Raw genomic sequence first — 24,731 nt, 5'->3', positions numbered from 1 at the left:
TGGACTTGCAAAGGATATGCCGGAGGGCTCTGCGCCCCCCGGACACCTTTAATCATTCAAGCGATTAGCGCTTGAGGTTTACCACTTCCTGAAGAATTTCATCCGAGGTGGTAATAATCCGCGAGTTCGCCTGAAAGCCGCGCTGGGCGACGATCATTTCGGTGAATTCCGCAGTCAGGTCCACATTGGACATTTCCAGCTGGCCGGACACGATGGCTCCGGTTCCCGCCTCGGCATTATTGGGTATGGTAGTATCGCCGAACTCCAACACGCCGTCCGGATTGGCATTGGGCGTTATCCGGTACAGGTTCCCACCAATTTTCTCCAGGCCGCCTGGGTTGGCTACCTTGGCTACAGCAATCTGAATGCCGATAGGAGCGGAAGTGCCGTCTGCTTGCACCGCAATGATATTGCCGTCATTGGCAATGGAGAAGGCGGTAACCTCTTCCGGAATGATGATAGCCCCACCTTCGGAATCGAGAACCTGGAGTCCATCCGCATTGACCAGATTCCGGTTGGTGTCCACGGAGAAGTTGCCTGCGCGGGTCAAATAAAAGGTTTCCTCCCCGCCGCTTACTACGAAAAAGCCGTCGCCGTCGATCCGCAGATCAGTAGGCACGTTGGTGGTCATGGCGCTGCCCGGGGTATGAACGGTATCAATGGAGCTCAAGGCTACGCCCAAGCCGATCTGCTTGGCATTGACGCCGCCGGAATCGTTCCCATCCGGAGCCGTTACGCCGGAAACCGTCTGGCTCAAAATATCCTTGAACATGACGCGGCTGCCTTTAAAGCCTACGGTATTGACATTGGCAATATTGTTACCGATGACGTCCAGCTTGGTTTGAAAGCCGCGCATACCGGAAACGCCGGAATACAAAGATCTAAGCATAAACTCTTATCCTCCCCGAGTGCTTCGTTTGGCGGTTGTTGATATGTGACAGGCTGTTTGCTTCCTTCGATCCGCAAATCAGGCTTCCTGTTCGGGCCGGCCCTTTCCTGTCAAGATACAACCACGGCACTGTCAATATGAGTAAAAACATTGTCTCTTAAGCTTTCGCCGTCCATGGCGGTAACGATGGTCCTGTTGCGCACATTGGCAATAAGGGCAAGATCATTCATGATCAACAAGGAATCCTTGGCCCCCTTGGCGGCGGCTTTATCCAGCGCGGAGCCGATTTTCCTTAATTGCTCCGGCTCCAATTGAATCCCCCGCTGCTTCAGCCGGAGTTCGGCATGATGGCTGAATTTCAGGGTTTCCTCCTGAAGCACCTGCTGGAAGCTTTTGTCGGAGGAGCCGGCAACGGCTTTTGAACCGATTCTGACATTGCCGGGAGGGAGAGTGGCGGGATACAGCTGACCGATTTTCATAGGGTCTGTCATGATGAGGTCTCCGCGTTCTCGATTTTGGTGATTTTATCCAGGGAAACTTCCATACCGTCCACATTGGCATACTGGGTGCCGTTCCTAAAGGTGATCGCCTGGACAATGCCGCTTTCTTCGGTTTCATAACCGCCGGAATCCTGGCTTGTCCAAGTAATGGATTTGCCGATCAATCCCGAAGCCATCCCCAAAGACTCGCGCAGAGCCTTGATTTCCGTAGCCATGTTGGTCAGCTGCTCCACAGAGGAGAACTGTGCCATCTGGGCAATAAATTCCTTATCCTGCAAAGGCTGCATCGGGTCCTGGTTCTTCAATTGGGCGATCAGAATTTTAAGGAATTGATCCTTGCCCAACTCGCTTCCGTCGGTTTTCGCCGCTTTGCTGACATTGGAGGAGGAATAATAAGGCCATACATTTTGGGTGGATATAGGGGAATCCGCCATTGTTTACACCTCCTTTTCACACGTGGCGCGGCCGTTTAGGCAATAACGTCAAAGCCATCCTCATCCCCGGAAGCCTCTCTGCGCAGAATGGCGGCGGCTTCCACCGCGTATTCCTCATTGCCGTCCCGGGACTGCTCTTTGCCGCGGGAGCCGGATTGGCGGGGCTGCTGTTGTCCGCGCGGGTCCTGGAACATGCTGGACTGCAGGGACGGGCTTTGGGCTACCTCAATTTTTTCCACCTGAATCCCTTGGGCCTGCAGCATATTGCGGAGCTGGGCCAGCTGGGATTCCAGCGCGTCCTTGCCCATCGCGGTTTGTGCGGCAAATTGGGCGACCAGTTGGCCGTTATGTAGCGTAAGTCTCACATCCACATGTCCCAACGCCTCAGGAGTCAGGGAAAGCCTGGCTTCGGTTATCCCGCTGCCGGTCTGGACGCGAAGCTTGCCAAGCATAAATTTGCTGATATCCTCCGCCAGCTGTCCTGCCCGTACGGGAAAGGATTCGGCAGGAGCGGGCCCTCTTTCAACTGTATGCCGCCCGTTGACGACTGTCGTGCCAAACAATTCCTCCCGGCTGTCGCCGGATTGCTGGCCGGCTTCGGAATTCTCCTGGGGCAAAGTCTGTGCTGCAGCCTTGCCGCTTTCGGCCAGTTGAATCGGGGTATGCCGCGCCGCCAGCATCTCCAGTCGCGTTGCGGCTGTGGAGGGCAGTACAGTGAACGTCACTTCGGCAGACTTATTGGCGGCCGTTGTGCCATTCTCGCCGGTTTGGGCAGGCAATGCCGATTCAGGCTGATTGCGCTTGGTCAGGATGGCAGCCAGCTTGTCCTGAAGCTGATTCAGGAAAATCTCGTCAGGGTGCTGGTTCAGGGCCTGAACAAACTGCTTCAGAACCGTCTGGGCCTGCTGGACATTCATGGCCGGAACGGCTGCGGATTCCTCGCCTGTCGCCTGATTGGCGGCAGCTGCCTCCTCCTGGGGATTCAGAACCGCTGCGGGCAAAAGCTGCATGCCCTGCAGAAGCAGCGCCGCCTGGGCCAGCCAAGCCTGCATATCCTCGTCTCCCAGATGCTGTTCCAGCAATTCCGGATGATCGGCCAGCTGCTCCAGCAGCTTAACCAAGACCTCCGATCCAGAGCCCTCCAGCATAGCGGCGGATTCCTCGGAGCTCATGCCCGCCAGCAGTCCGGCCAGCAATGAGGCCAGGTTGGGAAGGGAGCTTGTCTGCTGCGGCTGCGCGCCCGTACCGCCGATGACCTGGACCAGCATCTGGCCGAACGCATTCCCTCCTGCAGCAGCGGCGCCAGCCGTATTTCCTTGGACCGCCGTGGAGCTGCCGGGCATAGTCATAACCAATGGGTTAATAGTTGTCATATTCGTGTTTCACCTCCTTTCAATAACTGGTTCCGATTGGGCTTAAGGGGCAAGCTTGGAGGCAATAACCGGCGCCACTTCCTTGAAGTTGTCGGACAAGTAGGTCATCACCTTGGACCGCGCCGCCACATCCATGCTGTTCAGGATTTCGATCACCTTGCCGGAATCGGTTTTGTTCATTTCCACAAGAAGCTCGGCTGCGCTTTTGGGGGTCATGTTGGCAAAGGTTTGTCCCAGCTCCTGCTTGGTTATGCCGCTTTGCTGGGTGGCGCTTGCCGTTGTTTTGTTCAGGTCGAGACGCTCCTGCAGGGCAGCGATTTGCTTATCCTTGGCAGGAACGGCATCCTTCAGGTAAATAGATGCTTCCGCCGCTTTTTTCGGATCCATTTTTTCCAAAATGCGAACCCGGTCATCGGTTTTCATTTCAGACAGCAGCAGCACCTGCTCCTTCAGGGTCAAGTTCTGCATGATTGGAGCAGCTTTGCTGGGAGACATCTTGGCGTACATGGAAGCCGTTTCGGCGATCAGGGCCTGATATTCCTCGTCGCTCTTGGCCTGGCTTACCTTCTGCGCCTCCAATGCGGCGATTTTGGCCTGCAGGTCCTTAATGGTTTGATCCTTATCCTTCAGCGTTTGGGCGCTGCCTGCCAATTCGGCGGTCTGCGCCTCCAGCTGCTTCTGCAGGGCCGCCAACTGGGCGGTAGCCTCGGCTGCCACTGCTTCCGGCGTGCTTTCCCCGCTTGTTGCAGCGTCAGCAGGCTGCACCGCCTTGGCATCGGTCTTTACGTCGGTTTTGGGGTCGGGAAGAACAGCGGATAGTCCCGGCACTTTATTGCCGATCTTCAAGAGCTCATCCTTGACATTGTAGTCAAACAAGGACAGGAGTGCGCCGATCAGCACCATCGTGAACACAATGGGGATAAAAAACCAGTACAGGAACCGTTCAAACGCGCTAAATGTCGGCTTTTCCGCCTCCATCTCCATCATTTATGCACTTCCTTTTGTCCACAAGATTAAGCCGTCTTCATCCATGATTGGCCTTATGCCGCATGGTCGCCATTTCGTCCAGAACCTCCTGCTCCTTCTTCAGCTCCATGGCCTGATGAAGCAGATACGCCTTGTTGCGGGCCTGATCCCAAACCTTCTCCTCCACCATTTTGGAGGAGAGAATTCCCCGCTTCTCCACCACATTCTTCTCTGCCAGCCGGACATCCGCCGTTTTGCTCCGGATTCTGTTGTTCAGATGATCCAGATAATACTGGTAGCTCATAAGCTCCGAAGCAGTGGTGTGCCGGGCGGCGGAGACAAGCTCCGTTTCAACGCTGCTTTTTTCGGAAAACAAGGTTGAAAGGTTCTCCTCCTCTTCCCGGAGATGGCCGATAGCGCCGGACAAAACCCATTCCGCCTGAGTTTTCTCATTGGATTTGAGGTCCACAATCTTCTGAAAGGTGTACTTAAACCGCATCCTCTGACTCAACCTCCGCTAAATTCAGATAATAAACGCTCCTGAACCTGGGTGAATGTCACTTTTTCATCTACTTTTTGCCTGGTGAACTCGTTGATGGCCTGTATATATTTCAAGGACATGTCAATTTCCGGATTTGACCCGCGCTGGTATGCCCCAATATTGATCAGATCCTCCGAATCCTTATAAACAGAGAGCACCTGATTCAGAAATTGGGCGGCCTCCTGATGTTCGGGAGGCACGATTTCCTTCATGACGCGGCTGACGCTGGCCAGAATGTCAATGGCCGGGAAATGTCCTTTATTGGCAAGATTCCGGTTGAGCACGATGTGTCCGTCAAGGATGCCTCGGACTGCATCGGCAATGGGTTCGTTCATGTCGTCGCCATCCACCAGCACCGTATAAAAGGCGGTGATGGAGCCTTTGGGGCTGGTCCCCGAACGCTCCAGAAGCTTGGGCAGCATGGCAAATACGGAAGGCGTGTATCCTCTTGTGGCAGGCGGCTCGCCGACGGCCAGCCCGACTTCCCGCTGGGCCATGGCAAAGCGTGTAACGGAATCCATCATCAGCATAACGTTTAAGCCGCGGTCCCGGAAAAACTCGGCGATGCTGGTGGCAATCAGCGCCCCCTTGATCCGGATCAGCGCAGGCTGGTCGGAGGTGGCAACCACCACCACCGAACGCGCAAGGCCTTCCGGCCCCAAATCACGTTCAATAAAGTCCAGCACCTCCCGGCCCCGTTCGCCGATAAGGGCGATGACGTTCACATCGGCGGCAGTGTTCCGGGCGATCATGCCCAGCAAGGTGCTTTTGCCCACGCCGGAGCCGGCAAAAATACCGACCCGCTGCCCGTTGCCCACGGTAAGCAGTCCGTCAATGGCCCGGATGCCCACACTGATGGGCTCCAGCACCCGGGGCCGCTTCAACGGATTGCTGGGCGCATTGTGGGTGGAATAATGGGTCATGCGGCTTGGCAGAAAGCTCCCGTCCAGGGGCTGGCCAAGACCGTCGAGAACCTTGCCCAGAAGCTCGTAGCCAACCTGTACGGACAAAGGCTTTCCGGTTCCCACCACTTCACAGCCGGGACCGACGGATTGCAAATCGCCAAGGGGCATCAAAATGACCTTGTTGTCCCGGAAGCCCACCACCTCGGCCTTTAACGGCTTGGTGGATTTATACGGATAGATATAACAGACATCGCCTACACTGGCGTCGGGTCCCTCGGATTCAACCGTAAGCCCGATCACCTGGGTCACCTTGCCGTTCACCAGCACAGGATCAATATGGCGGAGATGCTCGATATAGCGCGAAGCCTGGGGCACATTCATGCTTCCTCTTCTCCCTCCGCCGTTTCCATGGACAATTGCTGCAGCGCAAGCTTGATTTCCTTCAGTTGCGTGTCCACACGGGCATCAATGCTTCCGAAGGCGGTGCGGACCACACAGCCGAAATCGTCAATCGTGGAATCGGGAAGAATCTCCAGCTCGGCCTGGGAATCCACCGAAAGCTTCAGCTCATCCCGGGCATCCCGGATATAGGCAAACTGCTTGGGGCTGACGCATAGGGTGACCGTTCCTTTTTCCCGTTTCCGGGCCAGCACCCCTTTGGTCATCTCAATTACCCACTGGGGATTGGAGCTCAGCTCCCGCTGGATAATCTTTCCTGCAATGGCTGTTGCCAGCTCCACCAGGAAAGGCTCGGATTCCTGAATAATCTGCCGCTTCAGGTCATAAGCCTGCTCCAGCACGGTCCTGGCATCGCCCAGAAGCTGGTCATACTGCTCCAGCACCTTGACCTCCGCCTGCTCCTGCCCGGCTTGGAAGCCTTGCTGGAAGCCGCTTTGCCGCGCTTCCTCCGCCGCCTCCCGGTCCTGGCTGCGGCGCTCCTCCCACCAGCCTTCAATCTCTTGCTGCGCGGCGGCCCGGAGCCCGGCTGCTTCTTCCAAGGCTTGGCGGATTTGCTCTTCGGCCACATTTTCCGCATCCTGCAGGATGCGGTCCTTCATCCGGAGCAGCTCCCTCAGTTCGGCCTCTTCCTCATCGGAAACCGGCTGAAGCGGCGTTTCATGCTGTGCAGGATGGGGTAATGAATAAGATGCAACATTTATTTCCTTTCGGTCGTCTAAGGTGATATAAAATTGCGGTTTGATGACTCTAGACAATCACATCATCTCCCCCGCCGCGGGCGATAATAACCTCGCCGGATTCCTCAAGACGGCGAATGGTCGATACGATACGGCTTTGGGCCTCTTCCACATCACGCAGCCGGACAGGCCCCATGTATTCCATTTCTTCCTTGAAGGTCTCCGCCATCCGTTTGGACATATTGCGGAAAATGGATTCCCGCACCTCCTCGCTGGCCACCTTGAGGGCCAATTGAAGGTCGGCATTCTCCAAATCCCGGATAATGCGCTGGATGGAGCGGTTGTCGATATTGACGATATCCTCGAAAACAAACATCCGCTTCTTGATTTCCTCGGCCAGCTCAGGGTCTTGGATTTCCAGAGCATCCAGAATCGTCCGCTCTGTGCCCCGGTCAACACCGTTAAGGATTTGCACAATGGATTCGATGCCGCCGGCAGAGGTGTAGTCCTGGGTAACGGTAGCGGAGAGCTTCTGCTCCAGCACACGCTCCACCTGGGCCACCACCTCCGGAGAGGTGCTGTCCATAAGCGCAATCCGTTTGGCCACATCCGCCTGCTTGTCCTCGGGAAGGGCGGACAAAATCATGGATGCCTGCTGGGCCTGCAAATAGGACAGTACCAGGGCGATGGTCTGGGTATTCTCGTTCTGGATAAAGTTGAGAATCTGCGACGGGTCCGCCTTCCGGGCAAAGTCGAAGGGACGAACCTGCAGGGTTGCCGTCAGCTTGTTGATTATATCGATGGCCTTCTGGTTGCCCAGAGCCTTCTCCAGAATTTCCTTGGCATAAGCAATACCGCCCTGGGAGATGAATTCCTGGGCCATGCAGATTTGGTGGAATTCCGCCAGGATCGCATCCTTCTCCGCCGAGTCCACCTTGCGGACATTGGCGATTTCCAAGGTCAGCTGTTCAATTTCGTCATCCCGCAGATGCTTGAAAATTTGCGCGGAAACCTCCGGCCCCAGACTGATCAGCAGAATAGCAGCCTTTTGCCGGCCGGTAAGAATTGGAGCCTGAAACGCCCCTTTTGCTGCTGCCATTGCGCACCCCTCTATTCATCTACAAGCCAGGTGCGAAGAAGATTGACGAACTCTTCCGGTTTTTTCTTCGCCAACTGCTCAAGCTGCTTCCTGGCCTGATTGTCATTAGTAAGATTGTCAAGATCAATGCTGGGGAACTCGGCCTGGGTATTGGCATTTTGAACCATAATCGCCGCTTCTTCCTCCATGGCCTCCAGCTCTCTGGCTTTCCGTCTCCGCGAGGCGATAGCGAATCCGCCCACTGCCGCCAACGCTGCCGCAGCTGCGCCGATTCCGCCGTACAGAAGCCAATTGGTTCCGGCGGCTGTTCCCGTACCGGGCGCGGCCTCCGCAAAGGTCTCATCAAACACGGTTACCTTGGCTGCCAGTTCCTCGGCGGTATAGGTCCGGCCGTTGTTGGCCAGAGAAGTGGCCACCAGACTGGTCAGCATCCGCTGAATGGCTGTTTTGGTAGCGTCTGTCAGGTTGGCGTTGCGGTTGATGCCGACGCTGATCATCAAATCGTTGACAAAAAACGGCTGTGATTCAATGACCTCTTTAATGCGGTTGAATTCATAATTGTAGGTTCTGGAGGATTCCTCCGACGTGCCGCCGCCGTTGGCTCCTGACGGATATGTAGGAACATCGGTTTCGCCTGTCCCCGCTACACCGCCGTCGGAGACTCCGGTGGAAGATTTTTCATTCACATTGGAGCTGACCACAATGCCGTTTTCCCCATTGACCGGAGTGACCAGATCGCTGTTCTGCGTCTTCTTGTCGTAATTGAAGGTGGCCACAACCATGGGCATGACATTATTGGCCCCCGCAATGGAACCAAGCTGCCGGGTAATCTCTTTGCGCAGGTCCTGCTCAAAATCCTTCTTGATCTGAAACTGCTGCGCCGCCGCGCTGGTGGCGCCAAGCTGGCCTGCGGACGATTTGGAGTAGGGAAGCAAGTCCCCGTTCTGGTCGGAGATGGTAATATTCTCTACCGTCAGATTCGGGACGCTTTTCGACACCAACAAATACATCGTATCGATTTTTTGCTGATCGAGGACATAACCGGGCTTCGTATTCACCATAATGGAGGCGGTGGGAGGCTGGTTCTGCCGGAGAAAGACGCCGTCATCCTGGCGGGTTACCAACACCTTGGAGCCTGAAATGGCCACGTTGGTGTTGATCAGCTGCTCCAGCTCCCCTTGCAGAGCCTCCAGCTCCATGATCCGGGTCTGGGCATCGGTTTTGCCGAAGATGCTGTTTTCGCGGAATACGCCCCAGCCGATGGAGCCGCTTTTGGTTAAGCCTTGTCCGACCACATCCACCTTCACCTGGGACACCATCTTGCGGGGAACTCCAATGCTTTTGCCGTCCTCGCTGATCTTATAGGGGATTCCCCCGTCGGTGAGATACTTGGTAATGGAAGCTGCGTCGTTGGGCTGCAAATCCGTAAAGGCTGTTGCATATTCAATTTTGGAGTTGTTGTAAACAAAGAGGATAATAGTCAGAAGCATCGCAATAAAGATGCCGACAATCATCAGCTTGGAAGTTTTGTTGAATCGGTTCCAATATTGCTTCACATTCGTCCAATATTGGAGCAGTCTTTCGTTCACATATTTCACCTCATCCGCCAGCACGTATGTCGCTCATACGCTAGGATCAAATTTGCGTTCTCATGATGTCCTGATAAGCTTCTATCACCTTATTGCGGACCTGGACAGTAAGCTCCAGTCCCAAGGACAGCCTTTCCGCATTGATCGTCAGCTGATGGGCATCTACCCCTTCGCCGCGGATAAATTGATCATTCAGCATTTCTACGTTTTTCTCCTGGGCCGACAGCTGGCCGATGGCTTGATTCAGCATATCCCCAAAGGATTTTCCAAGGTCCGCCGCTCCTGCCGATGCTTTGGCATCCGTCTGCAACGGCTTCAACAAGGAGGATGGCTGGATTCCTATTTTCTCGATCATGTACGGTTACCCCCTATATTATTTGCCGATTTCAAGAGCTTTCGTAATCATTGCCTTGGCGGCGTTCAGCGCCGTAACATTGGCTTCATAGGACCGGGTGGCGGACATCATGTCCACCATTTCCTTCAGCGGGTCCACATTGGGCATAAGTACAAACCCCTTCTCATCCGCATCGGGATGGGTGGGGTTGTACACTTGCTTGAAGGGAGCGGAATCCTCGGAAATTTTGCTTATCTTGACTCCGCCGCCGGATGAGGCGTTAGCGGTTCCCATTGCGCCGGACAGCACCTGGGAAAAGGAGGCGCCTTGCTTTTGCTCCATGGAGACAATCTTCCGGGTGTAAGGCACCCATTTGCCGTCTACCAGCTTGCCCCGCGTTGTATCCGCGTTGGCCATATTGGAGGCAATTACGTCCATTCTGAGCCGCTGGGCGGTAAGCGCCGAGCTGCTGATATCAAACCCGTTGGTCAGCTTCATTGCTATTTCCCTCCAATCGCGGTGCGGATATTGCGGATATCGTGGGTCACTTGCTGGGCCACCACATTATAGCGGAGCTGGTTCTTGGCGATGAGGGACATCTCGGCATCGATATCTACATTATTTAAATTGTTGTTCATCACCGAGCTATTGTCTACAACAATTTTCGACTCTACCGGGGACGATCCGCTTCCAATGGGAATATGCTTGGGATGTGTCCGTCTGCCTGTGAGGGTTTTGGAATTCATCTGCTGGCTAAGCAGCTCCTCAAACACCACATCCGAACGTTTAAAATTGGGCGTATCCACATTGGCAACATTGTTGGCAGATACAGTCTGCCTCAGGACGGCCGCATCCAAGGTGCGTTCCAACCGGTTAAAACTTGCTGATTGCAGGATATTCATTATGAGCTTCAACCTCCGGCCACAGATTACCGTTACTTATTCAACAGCTTTCTTTCATTCTCCTCTTTTTTTCGACAATAAATTATATTAAGTTTTCGCCAACGCTGTCACATCATGGAGCATAGAGTAGATTCGACATCATAAATCATGCAAAAAAATGGCAAAATATACAATATGAAAAAAGCCCTATCTTTGTAATTATAGGACTTTATAATCTAAAGTTTATATAAATTCCGTGACTCTGATTGGAGGGCCTATATAAGCAGGATTTCCTGCGGCAGTAAAGACTGGTAATAATAGCCCATTAGTCCCTTGTCCGCCGCAGCTGGCGGAGTATATCCGGATCGGGTATAGTTTAGGAGAGACCCTTCAGCAAAAAGGAGTATGTCAATATGTACCGCAAATCCATCATCTTTCTCGTCCTGGCCGGCTTGGCCGATGCCATGCTTACTGACATCGGGCTGCGGCTTCAGGTTATTACGGAAGCGAATCCTTTCATGAGGATTCTGTATGAACAGGCTTACCCGCTGTTTTATGGAGTGAAGCTGGCCCTTCCGCTGCTGCTGCTTCTAATCTCCGAGAAAACCGCTCCCCAAAACTATCATAAAGCCCTGATCGGCGTTGCTTTTATTGTCTATACAGGGGTGATGCTGCTTCATTCCTTCTGGATGTGGAACAGCCTCTTATAACCGGAACACCTGAATGCTCCGATGGAGCTGTATCACGCTGTGTATCATCTGCTCCGTCAAGCTGACCACCTCGGTGACTGAACCGGTATTAACGGCCATGGAGGCGGATACTTGCTCAGTGGCCGCGGCGGACTCCTGGGTAATGGAGGCGATATTTTCCATAACCGCGGACATCTGCCGGGCAGAATCCAGCATCTTCTCGCTTTCCTCCTCAAAATGGTTCATTTGCTCGCTTACGAACATGATGCTTTCCACCATGTCCCCGAATACCTTTTTCGTATCCTCAATGGCGGATACCTGGCGCTTCACAATGCTTTCATTCACTTTAATATTTTGCAGCGCCTGGTGTACCCCTTGCTCGATATTGCGAACCAGATCAAACACCTCCCTGGCGGATTTGGCCGACTGCTCCGCCAGCTTGCGCACCTCAAGGGCAACAACGGAAAAGCCCAAACCATGCTCCCCCGCCCGGGCGGCTTCAATGGAGGCGTTGAGGGAAAGCAGGTTGGTCTGATTGGCAATCTCCGAAATGGTTCCGGCAATTTTGGTTATTCCGGCAGCTTCCTTTACCAGCTCGGATATGGTGGACGACACGTTATCCGTGGCAATCACATTATGACGTATGCCCTCCGTTTGCGTCTCCACGGCCTCATTCCCTTTTTTGACAAGCAGCAGAGTTTCCTGTGAGGCTTTGTTCATCCGTCTTGCGGAGCTGGTATAGCCGGAAACCTTGCTCTCAATGTCCTTCAATGTGGAGAAGCTGCGGGACACCCCCTCCGATATTTGGCCCGCTCCGGCTGCCAGATCCGCCATGGCGCTGGAGACGTCCAGCAAAAGGCGGTTAATTTCCTCGTTCTTGGCAAAGATATCCCGCCCCGATTCGGAAACATGGACAGACATATGCTTGGTTTCGTTCAGCAGCTCCTTCAACCGGTCAATCATGCTGTTGAAGCATTTGCCCAATTCGCCGAAAGCGTCATCTGACGAAACCTCCATTTTTTGCGTGAAATCTCCCTTGGCAATATTGAGGGCAATCCGCGACAACTCCTGAACCGGCTCCGTGAGCATCTTTTCCATCCAGTTGACAAACGGAAGACTGATTGCCATGAGGACCAGCGAACAAACCAAACCAAGCCATACGGCGGCGCCTGTGGTAATCATCAGAATGAAGATTACAATCGTATAGACGATAATAATGCAGTAGTAGCCAAGCTGGAGCTTGGACTTGAATGAAAGAGAACGAAAGCTGTTCATAAGTTCCTCCCGAAGCGTAATAAGCCCTTTGTTTTTTGTTTAATGAAACAAGCCCATATACCAAGAGGCCAGCGGGTCTCCAAAGAATAAGGCGCATAGTCCGCCTGCGGCGATGAAAGGGCCATAGGGCAGATAAGCATTCTCCTTCTCCAGCTTTCCGGCCAGAATAAGCAGACTTCCCGTCACAGAGCCCAGCAATGCGGATACAAGGAGGCAAATGAACACAAGCTTCGCGCCCATAATCATCCCCATCAGAGCCATGAGCTTGATATCCCCTCCCCCCATTCCGTCCTTGCCGCGGAGGGCAAAGAACCATGAAACCGCAAGCAGGCTCCCGCCCCCCAGCACAAAACCCAACCCATAAGAATAGTAAGGCAGCGGATGGATCAAGAGCCGCAGCAGAAAAAAGAAAATCAGCGCCGGATACATGAGCTTGTTGGGGATCAGCCTGTGCTTCAAATCCGCAACCGTTAATGCAATCAGCAGCGCGGCCATAGGGTATGCCAGAATCAGCTCTCTTGGTTCAGCTATCAGGTAAGGCAGAAGCGCAAACAAAAAACCCCCGGCCAATTCGCCGAACAGATAGATTCCGGAGACAGGCTGCTTGCAGTAGCGGCATCTTCCTCTGTTCAAAAGCCATCCCAGCACCGGAATGAGCTCTGTATAATGAAGCTGGGTGCCGCAGCTCATGCAGGAGGACCGCGGCATTACAATGGATTTGCCCGCAGGAATCCGGATTCCGACTACATTGCAGAATGATCCGATCAATGTTCCGGCAAAAAATAATAAGACAATATGCGACAATTGAACCACGTCAATCATGACACACCCCTTTACATCTCGGACTTTCTCGACAAATCCCGCACATTGGAGCCTGTGGACAGCTTGTCCTCCATCCAGGACATCAGTTGTTTGAAGCCTTCCAGAGAAACCTCTACTTTTTGCTTCTCTTGGTTTTCATTCGTAACCTCCAGGCAGACACGGTTTTCACTCTCCGTGCATATAACCAAATAGGACAGGACCCCTCCATTTATATCCTCTGACCAATTGCACATATAGCTGCTGGTAAATTTTTTCACGTTTGTTCCTCCTCTGATGATCGGAATAATTTTATGCGACATATCTTCTTGCTTGGACTCCTTGATCCCGGCAGGCGCGCCCGTGTTGACAAATTCAGATAAGCTGCTGATTTCACTCTCTTCCAGATCGTCCATAATCAGACTAAGCTCATTGAGATCGTCCAGGCTCCACACCTCTTCATCGGGAGCCGGTTCTGCTGCTGCCGGGAGAATGACTTCCTCCATTTCGCTTTCCTCTAAAGGCGTTTCCTCCTCTGCCGGCGGCCCGGCATCAGCCAAAGCAGCCAGAGGCTCCTCCGCAGGTTGCTCTGCAGACTGCTCTGCAAGCTGTTCTGCAGGCTGTTCTGCAGGCTGTTCCTCAGGCGGTTCCTCAGGCGGTTCTGCCGCTTCGACGGGAATTTCCTCTGCCATGATTTCCGGCTCCTGCAAAGCCTGCTCCCCGGGCTGTTCTGCTTCCTCCTCCGGAGCCTGCTCCGGTTCTCTTATCACTGCTTCTGCTACAGCAGCGGGCTTGACCACTTGAATCTTCGGAGTTACATTCTTGCGGATCACCTCGTTAACCCGGTTGGGCTTGAAGGGTTTCATCACGTAGCCGTTGGCTCCGGCCTTCAAGGCATCTGAAATCAGATCCTGCTGGCTCATGGCCGAGCAAATCAGAACAATCGAAGCGGGATCAATCCGCCGGATTTCCCGCATGGCCTCGATTCCATCCATCTCCGGCATGGTGATATCCATCATGACCACATCAGGCCTCAGCTCTTTGAACTTCTGGACCGCCTGCCTGCCGTTATCCGCCTCCCCCACGACCTGATAACCAAATTGCTTCAGCATATCCGTCAGCATCTTCCGCATGAATTTGGTATCGTCAACAACCAGTATTGTGTGAGACATCTCGATTCCCTCCTTTGTCATCAGTTCACATTCTGGATTTGGCTTACGTACACATTCACATTATGAACAGTGGGAATGCCTGGAGGAGGATCATCATAGAGCAAGCTGTCATACTCAATGCGGAGCCTGGATGCGGAAGGGTCCAGAGCCTTCTGCTCTGCCTCCGGCTGGAATGTAAATTCCGGAGGCTCCCCCGGCTCGATTGCCGCTGTTTTCACTTCCCCCCGGACCGCATTCAATTTAACTGCATTGCCATGTATGCCGCCGCGTATGTCTAATTTGGATTTTACTCCATATAATTCCATATCACTATTCGAATACAGAAAGCTGCGTATTTCCTGGTCGGAAGTATTATCCCCCATGATGATCTTCCCCTGTGCAGCAACAATCAGCGCTCCCGTGCTGTTGACCGAGGTCATTTCCTTCATCTCCACATTGCCGTTTACATAGAGGGTTCCGTTCAGACTGACATTGCCGATAATCCTCAAATCCCCGTCAATATACATCACCCCTCGAATCAGCTTGAAGTCGTCGTATAACGTAACGTTGCCCCGGATGGCGGCATATTCCCCTGCTTCCAGCTCAAGCTTTCCCCCAAGATGGGCGGCAACCATGTAGGGATCATCATTGGCGATGTACAGGGAGCCCTTTTTGATCACCAACTCCGCATTTTTTTCCAGATAAAGCCCGCCATTATGAATCCAGATACCGCCAAGGTCGGAATCGCTTGGAGCCAGCTCAAATTTTTCGTTAAGTGTTGCCCAGCGGTCCTCCATCTTCAGACTCTTGTCGACAGTGTGGTTCTTTAGCTGATAATCCTCCATTCCGGAAGCGGAAACCGGCTGCCCAAAAGGCATGGCTCCCCGCACAGAGAAGGCGCTGCCGGAGTCGGCAGAGGTTTTGGCTTCGACAATATGCTGTACATCCACCTCCACGGCAGGCTGCAAGGACAGATCCTCAAACGGAATATGCCTGGAAAAAAAGCCATTCTCAAACTCAGTTTTGGCGATGCCGTCCATCATATACTTAAATGAACCGCCGATTACCTTCACAAATCCTTTTAATGAAGGATAATCAGAAGCTGTTTTCCGGTCTCTATTGGTCTTGTAATTCGCCGTTGAAGAGACGCTCAGTCCTGCGTTGACGAATACATCTCCTACAATGGCAGGCGCTCCATTCAACTCCATATTGCCTGATGATGAAACCGGGTAACGGAAAACGGGATTGATGGTGCTGACGTAAACGGTCATTTTCTTCACAGCGGAAACATTCTGCTGAGTCCCTGAATTTCCTGTGGATTCGATGACCATTTTGTATACGTAAGGCGAATCCGGAGAGGTTATGACCCCTGCAAGGGGGAGCACCACTTTGTTCTCTGCTTCAATTACACGGATGGAATAGCTTCCCCTTGCTGCCTTGGTCTCGCTATCCTCCAAAAATCCCATCACCGTGCCCGTTCCGGGAGAGGGAGCAGGAGAGGGCAAATACTCTCCCAAAGCATTGTGAACGGCATTAATTTTGCTTCGGTAATCAGGAGAGAACAGGTTTCCTTGATCCACAGCGTGCCGGATGAGCGCAAGAGAATCGTCCAGCCCTTTCTGGGCCAGCGCCTCCGCCTGAATTCTTGCTTCGGATGAAGCTGCCTGAGTTAATCCCCCTCTCAGAACCTCCAGAAGAACCAATCCCAAAATGGTCATCATCACCACCGCCAGGAGGGAGATCAGCAAGGCCGCGCCTCTCTCCGAGGCCAACACCTTCCGGCTTGCCCCAGCTTGTTCTTTCAATGCATGTCCTCCTTGCCCTTAATTGAACCTGAACAGGGTAATCTGTGAATTAATATTCAATTTCGTTCGATCCGCTTTCACATAGCCAGCCTCATTCCCGCTCCGCGTATAGGTTAAGTTTACCGCCACGCGGTTTTTGCCGATGGCAGCCAGGCTTCCTTCGCTGATGGTAAAATCGGGAGTCATTTTTAACTCCTTGATCGGTTTATGCAGATCCTTGCTTTCATAGACGCGAATCGCGCCGTCTTCCTCCCCTGCTTCCAGAGTCATAACATAGTCGTCGATATAGTCCTCAGCGGACTGGGCACGTTTCACGTACCGGATTGAAGTGTCTGCGGGCACCGCGCCGCCTGCAGAGCGTTGCTCCACATACACGGCATCCTTTAATTCGGTTATGATTTGACGGTACAGCGCATCCCCCTGATTTCTCATCTGGGTCTCCACCATGATCCGCTTGTACATGGATACTCCCATGAGCAAAAAACAATACAAAATGGTGGATACCATCGTTGTAATTAACAAGGCCGTCAGCAACTCCAGAAGCGATAGCCCTTTCTGGTCCGCCAGCTTCTTCCGGAGGTGATGCACCGGCCGTATAGATTTGCTCCTCACCGGCTTACCACCCTCTGACGATATAGGACTCCATGCTCGTTTTTTGGGCTTCATTGGAAGCATCAGTCCCCCAATATACAGAGATACGCATATTCAGCACATATGTGTCCACACGATCTGCCGCAGCAGTCACACTGGCCATTTCGGATCTTCTGGAATTATCATTATCCACCTGCACCTCGAAATGGTAGCGGGTCCCGTTAATTTCCATTCCCTCAAGATCCACCAACTGATCGTCGTTGGTTTGATTAAACTCCAGCATGTGGGTTAACGGTGTAAAAGAATCCTGAAGCAATTGGTATTTGACGCTGTCCATCCTGTATTCCTCCCGGATCTCAGCTGCCTTCTGCCGGGCCAGATTGGCCGCGATAATGCGTTTGTTCTGCTCACTTGACTTGTTCATCGCCGAAACAAAATATCCAATCAGGGTTACACTGATGATGGACATGATGGTAACGGCAGCGAGGATTTCCACCAGGGAAATCCCGCGCTCATCACCAAGCCATTTCCGGCGTTGTGGATTCCGGCTAATAGCGGTTTTGGTTGTAATCAATGTTCACCTCATCAGACGAAGGCTGCACTTCGACACCGTCTGTATCCTTAAACCTGAAGTGTACCTTGAAGGTTCCCTTCTCAGTGCCTCCCGGAGTAACATAGAAGGAGCCGGAGCTAAGCTTTTTCCAGGCATAGGTGTCCTCATTCACGAGACTAATGGCATACTCGGATTCCGCTATCGTAACAGCCGGATTCCCGTATCGGGCCTTTACAGGAGCGTCAACTGAAACTGTCACCTTAATGGGTTTGTCTGCCCAATTCGGAATATCGCCATCCTCTTTTTTGATTGTGGAAATATAAGTCTCGCCCTTTTGATCCACTAACCCGATGGCAACTTGGGGACCCGGATTGATCTTGAAGTCCGGAATTAACTGGCCGAAGTCATAGGTTTCGGACAGACCGGCTTCATTCGCAATTCTTACTTTTATTTGGTGCCAGCCATATCTGGAGCTCGCTTCTCCGTAGCCATCGATTGAGCTGAGCAGGAACTCAACGGAATCTCCCTCCACTTCTTTCGCTACGGAACTGCGATCATCCAGCCAAACTTCAATCTTGGTTACCTTGCTTAAGCTGTCAGAACCGACAATCGCGATCTTGGCGTCATTCTGAACCCCGTCGTCATTAATAACGATCTTGACTGTACCCTCCCCCGTCGGCTTCGTGTTGTCCATTTTTGCTGAGGCGATTGCTTCTTTGGAATAGACGGGCAAGTTAAAATTCAGGCTGATGGTCTCATTTACTGCGCGAACCTTTGCCGTATATACCCCCTCAGCGGACAAGGCTACACTGTACTCTCCGTTACTGTAAGGCATAGGCTGCCACGTTTTTCCGTCATCCAGGGTATACTGATACTCCTTGATAAACCCGGTCTCGAAATCCGCTTTGCCTTCATCGGTATAAACAATGCGGCCTTTGACCGCGCTAAGCCCAGAGACGGAGGCGGCATCCACCTTTAAGCGAATAGTATCTGTGGCCCATGCGGCCTCGGTTAACGTATTGCCATTAATATCTACCATCTGAATACCTGGAGCGGCAGGCGCCAAATCCAGTATCGTCGGTTCTCCTGACTCGAATGTCAGTTTAACTCGGGCATGATTCTTGTCTGCCCCGTTATCCGGCGTTCCATCCGGCTTGACAAAATCGATAGCGGCAATTCTCCGGTTCGTGGGATCTGTGTACGTCCATTGCAGGCTGCTGTTGTCAGCCCGCTTGCGGGTCAGCTCTCCACGGTAGTTCCCGTAATATTTGTTGCCGTACATATCAATCGCGGTAACACCCAGAATACGGATGGTGGAATCCAGATTGATGGAGAAGCTTTCCTTGTTGCTGCAGGCATTGACATACGAAACGGTCGCATCAGACAGGGGATGTGTCTCCCCATCCACAGCCGATGTGGCTTTGAGCTTGACCTTCTTGGCGTAAGTGCTTTGGGTAAAAGGATACGGGATATCCTCAAAGTTCAGGATCAGATAACCCTCCTCTTTTTTCACATTGGGATTGGTTAATTCGGAATCCGCCAAATCGAACCCCGCCGGCAAAGGCTGCTTAAGCGTAATGTTCCTTAATGTTGTATTCGTAATGACATTGACGATGGATTTGAATACCTCTGCCAGACTTGCGGAGTTTGATGCAGTATAGAACGCTCCTCCCGTTCTGGAGGCAATCTGATCCATCAGGTAAACATCCATTTCGCCTTTGTTGGCTGCATCGGGATTATTGATATTGGCGATGGCATCGGGGGTCATCAAACCAATGGTATAGGCGGTAATATTCTGCGTCTTTAATTCATTGGCTCTTGCTAACGCTTCGGTTCTGGCCTTGGATGTAGGATTAAGGCTGCTGTTGGGGGCGCTGGTGCCGTTGGTGCCATACATGTTGGCGGCGCCGTCCGTAAGGAGGATCACATATTTCTTCCGCGTACTCCCTGTCAGCATATCCTTTGCCTTGCGCAGCGCATCGTCGATATTAGTGGAGCCGCTGGGGTTCAGCGCATTGATTTTGTTTTGCAAATCCGTATAATTCTTCGTTAACCCCCGGGTATCCGCACCTTGCAGAGTCACCTTGCTGGCTTTCGTGGAAAATTGGATCAGCCCCACGTTGTCCAGGTTCGTTTCCTTGAATTTCGCGATCAGCCCATTCGTTGCCGTCCGAAGGGCGTCAACGCGGCGGTTGGGGGCTTTGGCATTGGTCTTTCCGTCAAGACCGTAGAGCATACTTCCGGATACGTCCAGCACCAGCGCAATATCCACCGCCTCCCGCTGCTCCACCACTGAGTAGTCCCCGCTCGGAGTCAAGGTGTATTCAATTTCAAACTCCTGGTCGATATCCACATCCGTCACCGGAACAGAACCTACCCCACTCATGGTCAGGCAGTCCGCCGCCGCCGCGGCACTTGCGGGCGGGGCAATCGCCAGTACCTGTACAACCAGCAAAACAGCCAGCGCCAGTACCGCCCATGTACGGATTTTTTTGAAGCGTCCATTCATTTGCTTTCTCCTCCTTATTGCTGCAATAGCGAAATCAACCCGGATAATACCTTGAATGCCTCAGCCCGCGTCAGTGTGCCTTCAGAACGGAAGGTGCCATCGGGATACCCTCCAATCAGTCCCGCACCAACTGCTTTTGTCAAGCTCGTCTGCCTGGATGCGGACAATTCGGCTGTATCTGTAAACGTCAATGCCTCCTGCGTGGACTGAAGATGAAACTTGTCGCAGGCCCTGGAAATAAGTTCCACCATCTCCATCCGGGTAATGGGAACGTCTGGCCGAAAGGAAGGGGCCTGGGGCTTGGTGTCCAGGAATCCCGCAGCCTGAGCCGCTCCGATCCAGGCGCCGGACCAATGGTTTTCCACATCCTGATAGCCCTTGGCTGCTGTCTGCAGATTCCCCTTGCCTACTCCCCGTACCAGCAGCGTTACAAATTCAGCGCGACTGACGCTAAGCTGGGGCCGGATGGTGTGATCCTCATATCCGTTCACAATCTCTTTTTGCAGCAGGTCCACCATATACTCCTCCGCCCAATGCCCGGCGACATCACCCGGAATAAGGACAGCTTCATTCTTTGCAAAGGGTTGGATAAGAGGAACTGCAGCCGGCATTGCCTGTGTTTCTTCAATCCGGGTTTGCGAGCTGTCGGCAACCTGGGGCTCCCACTCCGTAAACTGGATATGATAGCAGTTCACAAGACCCTCTCCGGGAACAGGCTGCCAGCCGCCGGCCTTGGCCTCGGCATCCGTAGGAATCATGACCCAGGGCATTTTGCCTGAAAATTCCCGGACGAGATAGAGCTTATGGGAGGCAGCCAGGAAATAACCCGGCAGATATTCATCAATCTCCGCATGGGCATTGGTTACGGCGCCGTTGGCGTCCACCCACATTTCATCCCAGATTACAGTCAGATCATCCTTGTCCCGGAAGAACAGGCCGGTCCAGACCCGGATCGCCGTCTCGTCCTGATCCGATTTCTGCGTTACCACTGCATAGGGTTTGGCGGAAATAATATCCCCTACCTTCCATGCCTCAGGCGAGAAGGACAGCTTTTTGTACGTCTCAGGCCGGAGATTATAATCCTGCCCCATGGCCTTCTGCAGCTCTGCTTCCGCGCCTGCCGCTTCCCGACTATAGACAGGAACAGATGAAGAAAAAACCAAAAGCAGGGTAGCTGCAATTAAAAAACAGATGGAAAAATAGTCGGATTTTTTAATCAAAATGCGCCTGGTCATGCTAGTCAGCTCCTATACTGGAATCATATTCTTTTAACACATAAGGATGTATGTACCCCTCCGCAACCAATTGCTGCAGGCTGGAGGTCATGGTTTGCATGCCCAACTGCCGGTTGGTCTGGATAATGGATTTGATCTGGTAGATCTTCTCCTGCCGGATCAGGTTGGCTACAGCCGGGGTATTCAACAATACCTCCAATGCCATAACCCGCCCGTTGTTATCCACCCGGGGAATCAGCCTCTGGGAGAACACCCCTATGAGCACCGAAGCCAATTGAATCCGGATTTGGCGCTGCTGCTCCGTAGGGAAAACATCAATGATCCGGTCAACCGTCTGGGGTGCATCGGGGGTATGAAGGGTGCCCAGAACCAAGTGGCCCGTTTCCGCTGCGGTGATGGCCGTACGGATGGTTTCCAGGTCCCGCATTTCGCCCACCAGAATGACATCCGGGTCCTGGCGCAAAGCGGCGCGCAAGCCATTGGAGAAGGATTGGGTATCTATACCGATCTCCCGCTGGGCCACCAGACACCGCTTGCTCTGATGCACATACTCGATAGGGTCCTCCAGCGTAATAATATGCTTCTGCTGGGTTTCATTAATATAGTCGATAATCGCGGCCAACGTAGTGGATTTGCCGCTGCCCGTTGGCCCCGTTACCAGAATCAGTCCCTGCTGCTTAACCGCCAGATCCCGGACCAGATGGGGGAGACTGAGGCTGTCAATATTGGGAACCTGGGTGGACAGAACGCGGAAGGCCATATTAATATTCCGCTTCTGCCGGAACACGTTCACCCGGTAGCGGCACAGCCCGGGAAGAGCGAAGGAAAAGTCCACCTCCCCCTTCTTGTTCAGCTGCTCCAGCTGTTCATTGCTCATGACCTCTTTGGCCATCCGGAGTGTATCTGCCGGGCCAAGCACATTATCCACTACTTTAACCAGAGTGCCGTTCAGGCGCATTAAGGGCTCTGTGCCTGCGTTAATATGCAAGTCCGACGCCTTGGATGAATAAGACCACTCCAGCAGGTTCTTCATGGTCAACTCCTTCACGGTGGATTGCTCCATATGTATGTTCACCCCAATTCTTAATAGATTGGATTGGTTCGGCCTGCCGGCTGTGCATAATCCGTCGGTACGGCCTGTTTATAGAACTGGCTAAGCCCGGGCGCATAATAGGCGACGAAGGAAATGGTGGTGGTGATTTCCTGCTTGGGGGCATTCAGCTTTACAGGAAAAGCAGTCTGCATTGTAAAGTTGATGTTCTCCACCTGGATAATCCGCTTGGCTGTCTTCAACTCGCTTAACAGCCTGTAGATTTGCGGATAGCTTCCCTTCATTGTTGCAGTCATCTTAATGGGAAGAGCCAGCGCAGACCATGCAGACGCTTGCGTCTGTTCTGCACCGGCCGCAGCGGCTGCAGCTGTATTGACTATCTGGATATTGTAGTTATCCATCTTCAAACCGCTTGTGACCTCCAGCATGCGGAAATCCCGGATCAATTCCTCCACATAAGGAGCCTCCGGCACACTGCTGCGGACCTGATCCAGCACCACTCTGTCCTTGCCGCCAAATGAGCTGTTCCCTTCCAGCTTGGTTTGCAGCGCCTTCAGTTCCTTTTGTTTGCTTTGAAGGTCCTGCTGAACTGCGGTGCGCTCCTCTTTGACGGATTTGACCGCATACATATAGACAGCCGCCAGCACAAGCGGGATGAGCAGCAGCAGGAACCACTGCCCCTTGGATTTGGATGTTAAACTCATGCTGCATTCACCCTTTCTTCTGCGGCAGATTGCCATTGTATTTCAAATCAAAGGTAGCTTGAACCGCAGCCAAGGGCAGCTCTGCTTCGTCGGCCGCATCCTTTTTCTCCGGCTGCACCTTGGTGATTCCGCTCATCCCTACATAGGTAAACGCAGGGTCCGACTTCAAGGCCTGCATGAAGGAAATGACGCTTTCCGTTGTGCTGAACAATCCGGTTACCTTGACTGCTTGCTTGTCATCAAAGGATACAGCGTTTAGATTGCTGTCATTCGGAACCAGCTTGCCCAGCTTATCCAGAATGTCGGCGGAGTAGGGACGGGCGCTTCTGATCTGGTCGGACAAGGGCAGGAAATCAGCAAGGCTTGCCATGTTAGGCGAGCTCTTCAGCTTTGCGTTGGCCGCTTCGATTTGCTTATTCACCGCTGCAAGCTCCTCCTTGGCATCCGCCAGACCGCCTCTGGCATCCATCCACAACCAGGCGGTTAATCCGCCACCTGCCAGTACAACCGCCAGCATCAGAGCGGGAAAAAGGTGTTCTCTCCTTTTTTCATAGGCTTCCGTCTTTTGGAGGAGATTAATTTCAATGGGCTGAAGCTTCTCAATCGGCAGATTCATGACTACACCCCTTTCATAGCAAGTCCCAGCGGCACGGTATAGGCGTGAAAGGCCAAGTCATTGGCTCGCAGCACCCGCTCCAACGGAAATACAGCAAGTTCGCCGGAGAAGGAGCTCTCCAGCAGGCCAGGCAATGCCGCCGTCCATTCTGCATCACCGATCAGGTAGATGCGGTCCACTTCCTCCTGCTCCGAAGAAACACTATATTTGAAATAGCTCAGAATCCGCCCAAGCTCCATGGACAGGTTTCTGCCGTAAGCATCGATCTTTTCACTGCCGGAATCCATGAGATAGCCGATATTCATCTGAATGGTACGCATGAAAACCGGAACTCCCTGAACAAAAATACTGACATCCGCATAGTCGGGCTCCACTTGCAGAAACATGAATGTCTTCGGCAGGAAATTCCCCGTCAATTGCTGCTGCTTAACAAGAATGCGAAGTATGGCCAAGGGGGCAATATCTACGGAGACAGGATTAAAGCCGGATTTCTGCACAAGGGAGGAATACCCCTGCACCACATCCAGGGGAGTCGCGAATACGAGTACAGACTCCTGCTTCGCCGCTTTGCCTTTTTTTCCTTCACCCTCTTGGGCTGCCGCCGCTTCTGTCGGCGCCTGGCCAAGGCGCATGAAGTCAAATACCGGGTTCTTGAACGGGATTTGGGACCCTCCGTTCAGCTCCACATCAATCATATTGCGCAGCTCCTGGTCCTTCAGAGTCGGAAACACGGATTTTCGCAATATAACATTCGATGTGGGAATGGTAAGATGAACCGGCATGCCATGAAGCCCATGAGCCTTCACAAGATGGGTTAATTTATGAATAACGGACTCCTCGTCCAATAGTTTTCCATTCCGTATGCTCCCCTCGTCAAGTGCGATGATATGCCGCTGCAGCACGTCGAGCTGCTGGGAACTGCTTTCGATTTCGACCAGCTTGATTTGGAGATCTGTAATATGCATGCCGTATGCGGCTTTTTTGCGTTTGAGTCCGAACATGCAGCCGGCTCCTCTCTGTGTCGTATATATCAGGAGGCAAGCCCGCAGCCAGGGGTGGTAGGCTGCGGGATGCCTTGTTAGGATAAAAGTTACGGTGTTGATGGTG

The 24,731-nt window shown here is 52.9% G+C and carries 25 protein-coding genes and 1 pseudogene; 1 reads left to right on the top strand and 25 read right to left on the bottom strand.

Going from position 1 to position 24,731, the window contains the following annotated elements:
* Positions 1-64 precede the first annotated feature (64 nt).
* The 13 genes from flgG to flgB form a co-directional block, all read right to left on the bottom strand.
* Positions 65-889, bottom strand: coding sequence for a flagellar basal body rod protein FlgG (gene flgG, locus DQG13_RS07380; RefSeq protein ID WP_113019113.1), 825 nt, complete (start codon positions 887-889; stop codon positions 65-67).
* A gap of 110 nt (positions 890-999) precedes the next feature.
* On the bottom strand, positions 1,000-1,380 hold the full coding sequence (locus tag DQG13_RS07375; RefSeq protein ID WP_113019112.1) for a TIGR02530 family flagellar biosynthesis protein: 381 nt from the start codon (positions 1,378-1,380) through the stop codon (positions 1,000-1,002).
* Positions 1,377-1,823, bottom strand: coding sequence for a flagellar hook assembly protein FlgD (gene flgD, locus DQG13_RS07370; protein ID WP_113019111.1), 447 nt, complete (start codon positions 1,821-1,823; stop codon positions 1,377-1,379). The genes DQG13_RS07375 and flgD overlap by 4 nt, the downstream gene beginning before the upstream one ends.
* Before the next feature lie 35 nt (positions 1,824-1,858).
* On the bottom strand, positions 1,859-3,196 hold the full coding sequence (locus tag DQG13_RS07365; RefSeq protein ID WP_113019110.1) for a flagellar hook-length control protein FliK: 1,338 nt from the start codon (positions 3,194-3,196) through the stop codon (positions 1,859-1,861).
* Between the two features lie 42 nt (positions 3,197-3,238).
* Positions 3,239-4,183, bottom strand: a complete 945-nt coding sequence (locus DQG13_RS07360) for a magnesium transporter MgtE N-terminal domain-containing protein (protein WP_113019109.1) — start codon at positions 4,181-4,183, stop codon at positions 3,239-3,241.
* A gap of 37 nt (positions 4,184-4,220) precedes the next feature.
* Complete coding sequence (gene fliJ, locus DQG13_RS07355) at positions 4,221-4,661, bottom strand: flagellar export protein FliJ (protein ID WP_113019108.1); 441 nt, start codon at positions 4,659-4,661, stop codon at positions 4,221-4,223.
* Between the two features lie 8 nt (positions 4,662-4,669).
* Positions 4,670-5,989, bottom strand: a complete 1,320-nt coding sequence (fliI, locus tag DQG13_RS07350; RefSeq protein ID WP_113019107.1) for a flagellar protein export ATPase FliI — start codon at positions 5,987-5,989, stop codon at positions 4,670-4,672.
* Positions 5,986-6,666, bottom strand: a complete 681-nt coding sequence (locus tag DQG13_RS07345) for a FliH/SctL family protein (RefSeq protein ID WP_258525516.1) — start codon at positions 6,664-6,666, stop codon at positions 5,986-5,988. The genes fliI and DQG13_RS07345 overlap by 4 nt, the downstream gene beginning before the upstream one ends.
* Before the next feature lie 148 nt (positions 6,667-6,814).
* The gene (gene fliG / locus DQG13_RS07340) at positions 6,815-7,843 is read right to left on the bottom strand and encodes a flagellar motor switch protein FliG (RefSeq protein ID WP_113019105.1); all 1,029 of its coding nucleotides are present in this window, start codon (positions 7,841-7,843) and stop codon (positions 6,815-6,817) included.
* An 11-nt stretch (positions 7,844-7,854) separates the two neighbouring features.
* Positions 7,855-9,456, bottom strand: a complete 1,602-nt coding sequence (gene fliF / locus DQG13_RS07335; RefSeq protein ID WP_258525514.1) for a flagellar basal-body MS-ring/collar protein FliF — start codon at positions 9,454-9,456, stop codon at positions 7,855-7,857.
* Between the two features lie 22 nt (positions 9,457-9,478).
* Complete coding sequence (gene fliE, locus DQG13_RS07330; RefSeq protein ID WP_113019104.1) at positions 9,479-9,787, bottom strand: flagellar hook-basal body complex protein FliE; 309 nt, start codon at positions 9,785-9,787, stop codon at positions 9,479-9,481.
* Between the two features lie 18 nt (positions 9,788-9,805).
* On the bottom strand, positions 9,806-10,264 hold the full coding sequence (flgC, locus tag DQG13_RS07325) for a flagellar basal body rod protein FlgC (protein WP_113019103.1): 459 nt from the start codon (positions 10,262-10,264) through the stop codon (positions 9,806-9,808).
* A gap of 2 nt (positions 10,265-10,266) precedes the next feature.
* Positions 10,267-10,668, bottom strand: a complete 402-nt coding sequence (gene flgB / locus DQG13_RS07320; protein ID WP_113019102.1) for a flagellar basal body rod protein FlgB — start codon at positions 10,666-10,668, stop codon at positions 10,267-10,269.
* 392 nt (positions 10,669-11,060) lie between these two features.
* On the opposite strand from flgB, the gene DQG13_RS07315 reads away from it, so the two are divergent.
* The gene (locus DQG13_RS07315) at positions 11,061-11,357 is read left to right on the top strand and encodes a DUF5658 family protein (protein WP_113019101.1); all 297 of its coding nucleotides are present in this window, start codon (positions 11,061-11,063) and stop codon (positions 11,355-11,357) included.
* Here the strand turns inward: DQG13_RS07315 and DQG13_RS07310 are convergent.
* The 12 genes and pseudogenes from DQG13_RS07310 to pilM all read right to left on the bottom strand — a co-directional run bounded on the left by DQG13_RS07310 (position 11,352) and on the right by pilM (position 24,625).
* Positions 11,352-12,611: a methyl-accepting chemotaxis protein gene (locus tag DQG13_RS07310; RefSeq protein ID WP_113019100.1), complete on the bottom strand. Its 1,260-nt coding sequence runs from the start codon at positions 12,609-12,611 to the stop codon at positions 11,352-11,354. The genes DQG13_RS07315 and DQG13_RS07310 overlap by 6 nt on opposite strands.
* Positions 12,612-12,650: 39 nt before the next feature.
* A complete protein-coding gene (locus tag DQG13_RS07305; RefSeq protein ID WP_113019099.1) occupies positions 12,651-13,433 on the bottom strand; it encodes a prepilin peptidase in 783 nt (260 codons plus the stop codon).
* 791 nt (positions 13,434-14,224) lie between these two features.
* Positions 14,225-14,581, bottom strand: a pseudogene (locus tag DQG13_RS31440) (response regulator); the annotation flags it as partial.
* A gap of 20 nt (positions 14,582-14,601) precedes the next feature.
* Positions 14,602-16,365 (bottom strand): hypothetical protein, encoded by a 1,764-nt coding sequence (locus DQG13_RS07295; RefSeq protein ID WP_113019097.1) that lies wholly within the window; start codon positions 16,363-16,365, stop codon positions 14,602-14,604.
* An 18-nt stretch (positions 16,366-16,383) separates the two neighbouring features.
* Positions 16,384-16,977 (bottom strand): prepilin-type N-terminal cleavage/methylation domain-containing protein, encoded by a 594-nt coding sequence (locus DQG13_RS07290; protein WP_146767118.1) that lies wholly within the window; start codon positions 16,975-16,977, stop codon positions 16,384-16,386.
* A gap of 4 nt (positions 16,978-16,981) precedes the next feature.
* Entirely contained in the window at positions 16,982-17,530 is a 549-nt protein-coding gene (locus DQG13_RS07285) for a type IV pilus modification PilV family protein (RefSeq protein ID WP_113019095.1), read from the bottom strand.
* Positions 17,505-20,018 carry a vWA domain-containing protein gene (locus DQG13_RS07280; RefSeq protein WP_113019094.1) on the bottom strand — a complete coding sequence of 838 codons (2,514 nt, stop codon included), beginning with the start codon at positions 20,016-20,018 and terminating at the stop codon, positions 17,505-17,507. Before DQG13_RS07280 ends, DQG13_RS07285 begins: the two co-directional genes overlap by 26 nt.
* 14 nt (positions 20,019-20,032) lie before the next feature.
* Positions 20,033-21,253 (bottom strand): S-layer homology domain-containing protein, encoded by a 1,221-nt coding sequence (locus tag DQG13_RS07275; protein ID WP_113019093.1) that lies wholly within the window; start codon positions 21,251-21,253, stop codon positions 20,033-20,035.
* A 1-nt stretch (position 21,254) separates the two neighbouring features.
* On the bottom strand, positions 21,255-22,316 hold the full coding sequence (locus DQG13_RS07270; RefSeq protein ID WP_309472223.1) for a type IV pilus twitching motility protein PilT: 1,062 nt from the start codon (positions 22,314-22,316) through the stop codon (positions 21,255-21,257).
* A 20-nt stretch (positions 22,317-22,336) separates the two neighbouring features.
* Positions 22,337-23,008, bottom strand: coding sequence for a hypothetical protein (locus tag DQG13_RS07265; protein WP_113019092.1), 672 nt, complete (start codon positions 23,006-23,008; stop codon positions 22,337-22,339).
* A 7-nt stretch (positions 23,009-23,015) separates the two neighbouring features.
* Positions 23,016-23,624 (bottom strand): PilN domain-containing protein, encoded by a 609-nt coding sequence (locus DQG13_RS07260; RefSeq protein WP_113019091.1) that lies wholly within the window; start codon positions 23,622-23,624, stop codon positions 23,016-23,018.
* 2 nt (positions 23,625-23,626) lie between these two features.
* A complete protein-coding gene (gene pilM, locus DQG13_RS07255) occupies positions 23,627-24,625 on the bottom strand; it encodes a type IV pilus biogenesis protein PilM (RefSeq protein WP_113019090.1) in 999 nt (332 codons plus the stop codon).
* Positions 24,626-24,731 lie beyond the last annotated feature (106 nt).

Origin of the sequence: Paenibacillus sp. YN15 (genome assembly GCF_003285005.1) — a bacterium.
Classification (GTDB): Bacteria; Bacillota; Bacilli; order Paenibacillales; family NBRC-103111; genus Paenibacillus_AR.
The sequence above is the reverse complement of the archived record's forward strand: the minus strand, read 5'-3'. Positions and strand labels throughout refer to the sequence as shown.

Coding starts and splice junctions, on each gene's coding strand:
- flgG (WP_113019113.1), bottom strand. CDS start 889: ATGCTTAGATCTTTGTATTCCGGCGTTTCCGGTATGCGCGGCTTTCAA.
- DQG13_RS07375 (WP_113019112.1), bottom strand. CDS start 1,380: ATGACAGACCCTATGAAAATCGGTCAGCTGTATCCCGCCACTCTCCCT.
- flgD (WP_113019111.1), bottom strand. CDS start 1,823: ATGGCGGATTCCCCTATATCCACCCAAAATGTATGGCCTTATTATTCC.
- DQG13_RS07365 (WP_113019110.1), bottom strand. CDS start 3,196: ATGACAACTATTAACCCATTGGTTATGACTATGCCCGGCAGCTCCACG.
- DQG13_RS07360 (WP_113019109.1), bottom strand. CDS start 4,183: ATGATGGAGATGGAGGCGGAAAAGCCGACATTTAGCGCGTTTGAACGG.
- fliJ (WP_113019108.1), bottom strand. CDS start 4,661: ATGCGGTTTAAGTACACCTTTCAGAAGATTGTGGACCTCAAATCCAAT.
- fliI (WP_113019107.1), bottom strand. CDS start 5,989: ATGAATGTGCCCCAGGCTTCGCGCTATATCGAGCATCTCCGCCATATT.
- DQG13_RS07345 (WP_258525516.1), bottom strand. CDS start 6,666: ATGAAGGACCGCATCCTGCAGGATGCGGAAAATGTGGCCGAAGAGCAA.
- fliG (WP_113019105.1), bottom strand. CDS start 7,843: ATGGCAGCAGCAAAAGGGGCGTTTCAGGCTCCAATTCTTACCGGCCGG.
- fliE (WP_113019104.1), bottom strand. CDS start 9,787: ATGATCGAGAAAATAGGAATCCAGCCATCCTCCTTGTTGAAGCCGTTG.
- flgC (WP_113019103.1), bottom strand. CDS start 10,264: ATGAAGCTGACCAACGGGTTTGATATCAGCAGCTCGGCGCTTACCGCC.
- flgB (WP_113019102.1), bottom strand. CDS start 10,668: ATGAATATCCTGCAATCAGCAAGTTTTAACCGGTTGGAACGCACCTTG.
- DQG13_RS07315 (WP_113019101.1), top strand. CDS start 11,061: ATGTACCGCAAATCCATCATCTTTCTCGTCCTGGCCGGCTTGGCCGAT.
- DQG13_RS07310 (WP_113019100.1), bottom strand. CDS start 12,611: ATGAACAGCTTTCGTTCTCTTTCATTCAAGTCCAAGCTCCAGCTTGGC.
- DQG13_RS07305 (WP_113019099.1), bottom strand. CDS start 13,433: ATGATTGACGTGGTTCAATTGTCGCATATTGTCTTATTATTTTTTGCC.
- DQG13_RS07280 (WP_113019094.1), bottom strand. CDS start 20,018: ATGAATGGACGCTTCAAAAAAATCCGTACATGGGCGGTACTGGCGCTG.
- DQG13_RS07275 (WP_113019093.1), bottom strand. CDS start 21,253: ATGACCAGGCGCATTTTGATTAAAAAATCCGACTATTTTTCCATCTGT.
- DQG13_RS07270 (WP_309472223.1), bottom strand. CDS start 22,316: ATGGAGCAATCCACCGTGAAGGAGTTGACCATGAAGAACCTGCTGGAG.
- DQG13_RS07265 (WP_113019092.1), bottom strand. CDS start 23,008: ATGAGTTTAACATCCAAATCCAAGGGGCAGTGGTTCCTGCTGCTGCTC.
- DQG13_RS07260 (WP_113019091.1), bottom strand. CDS start 23,624: ATGAATCTGCCGATTGAGAAGCTTCAGCCCATTGAAATTAATCTCCTC.
- pilM (WP_113019090.1), bottom strand. CDS start 24,625: ATGTTCGGACTCAAACGCAAAAAAGCCGCATACGGCATGCATATTACA.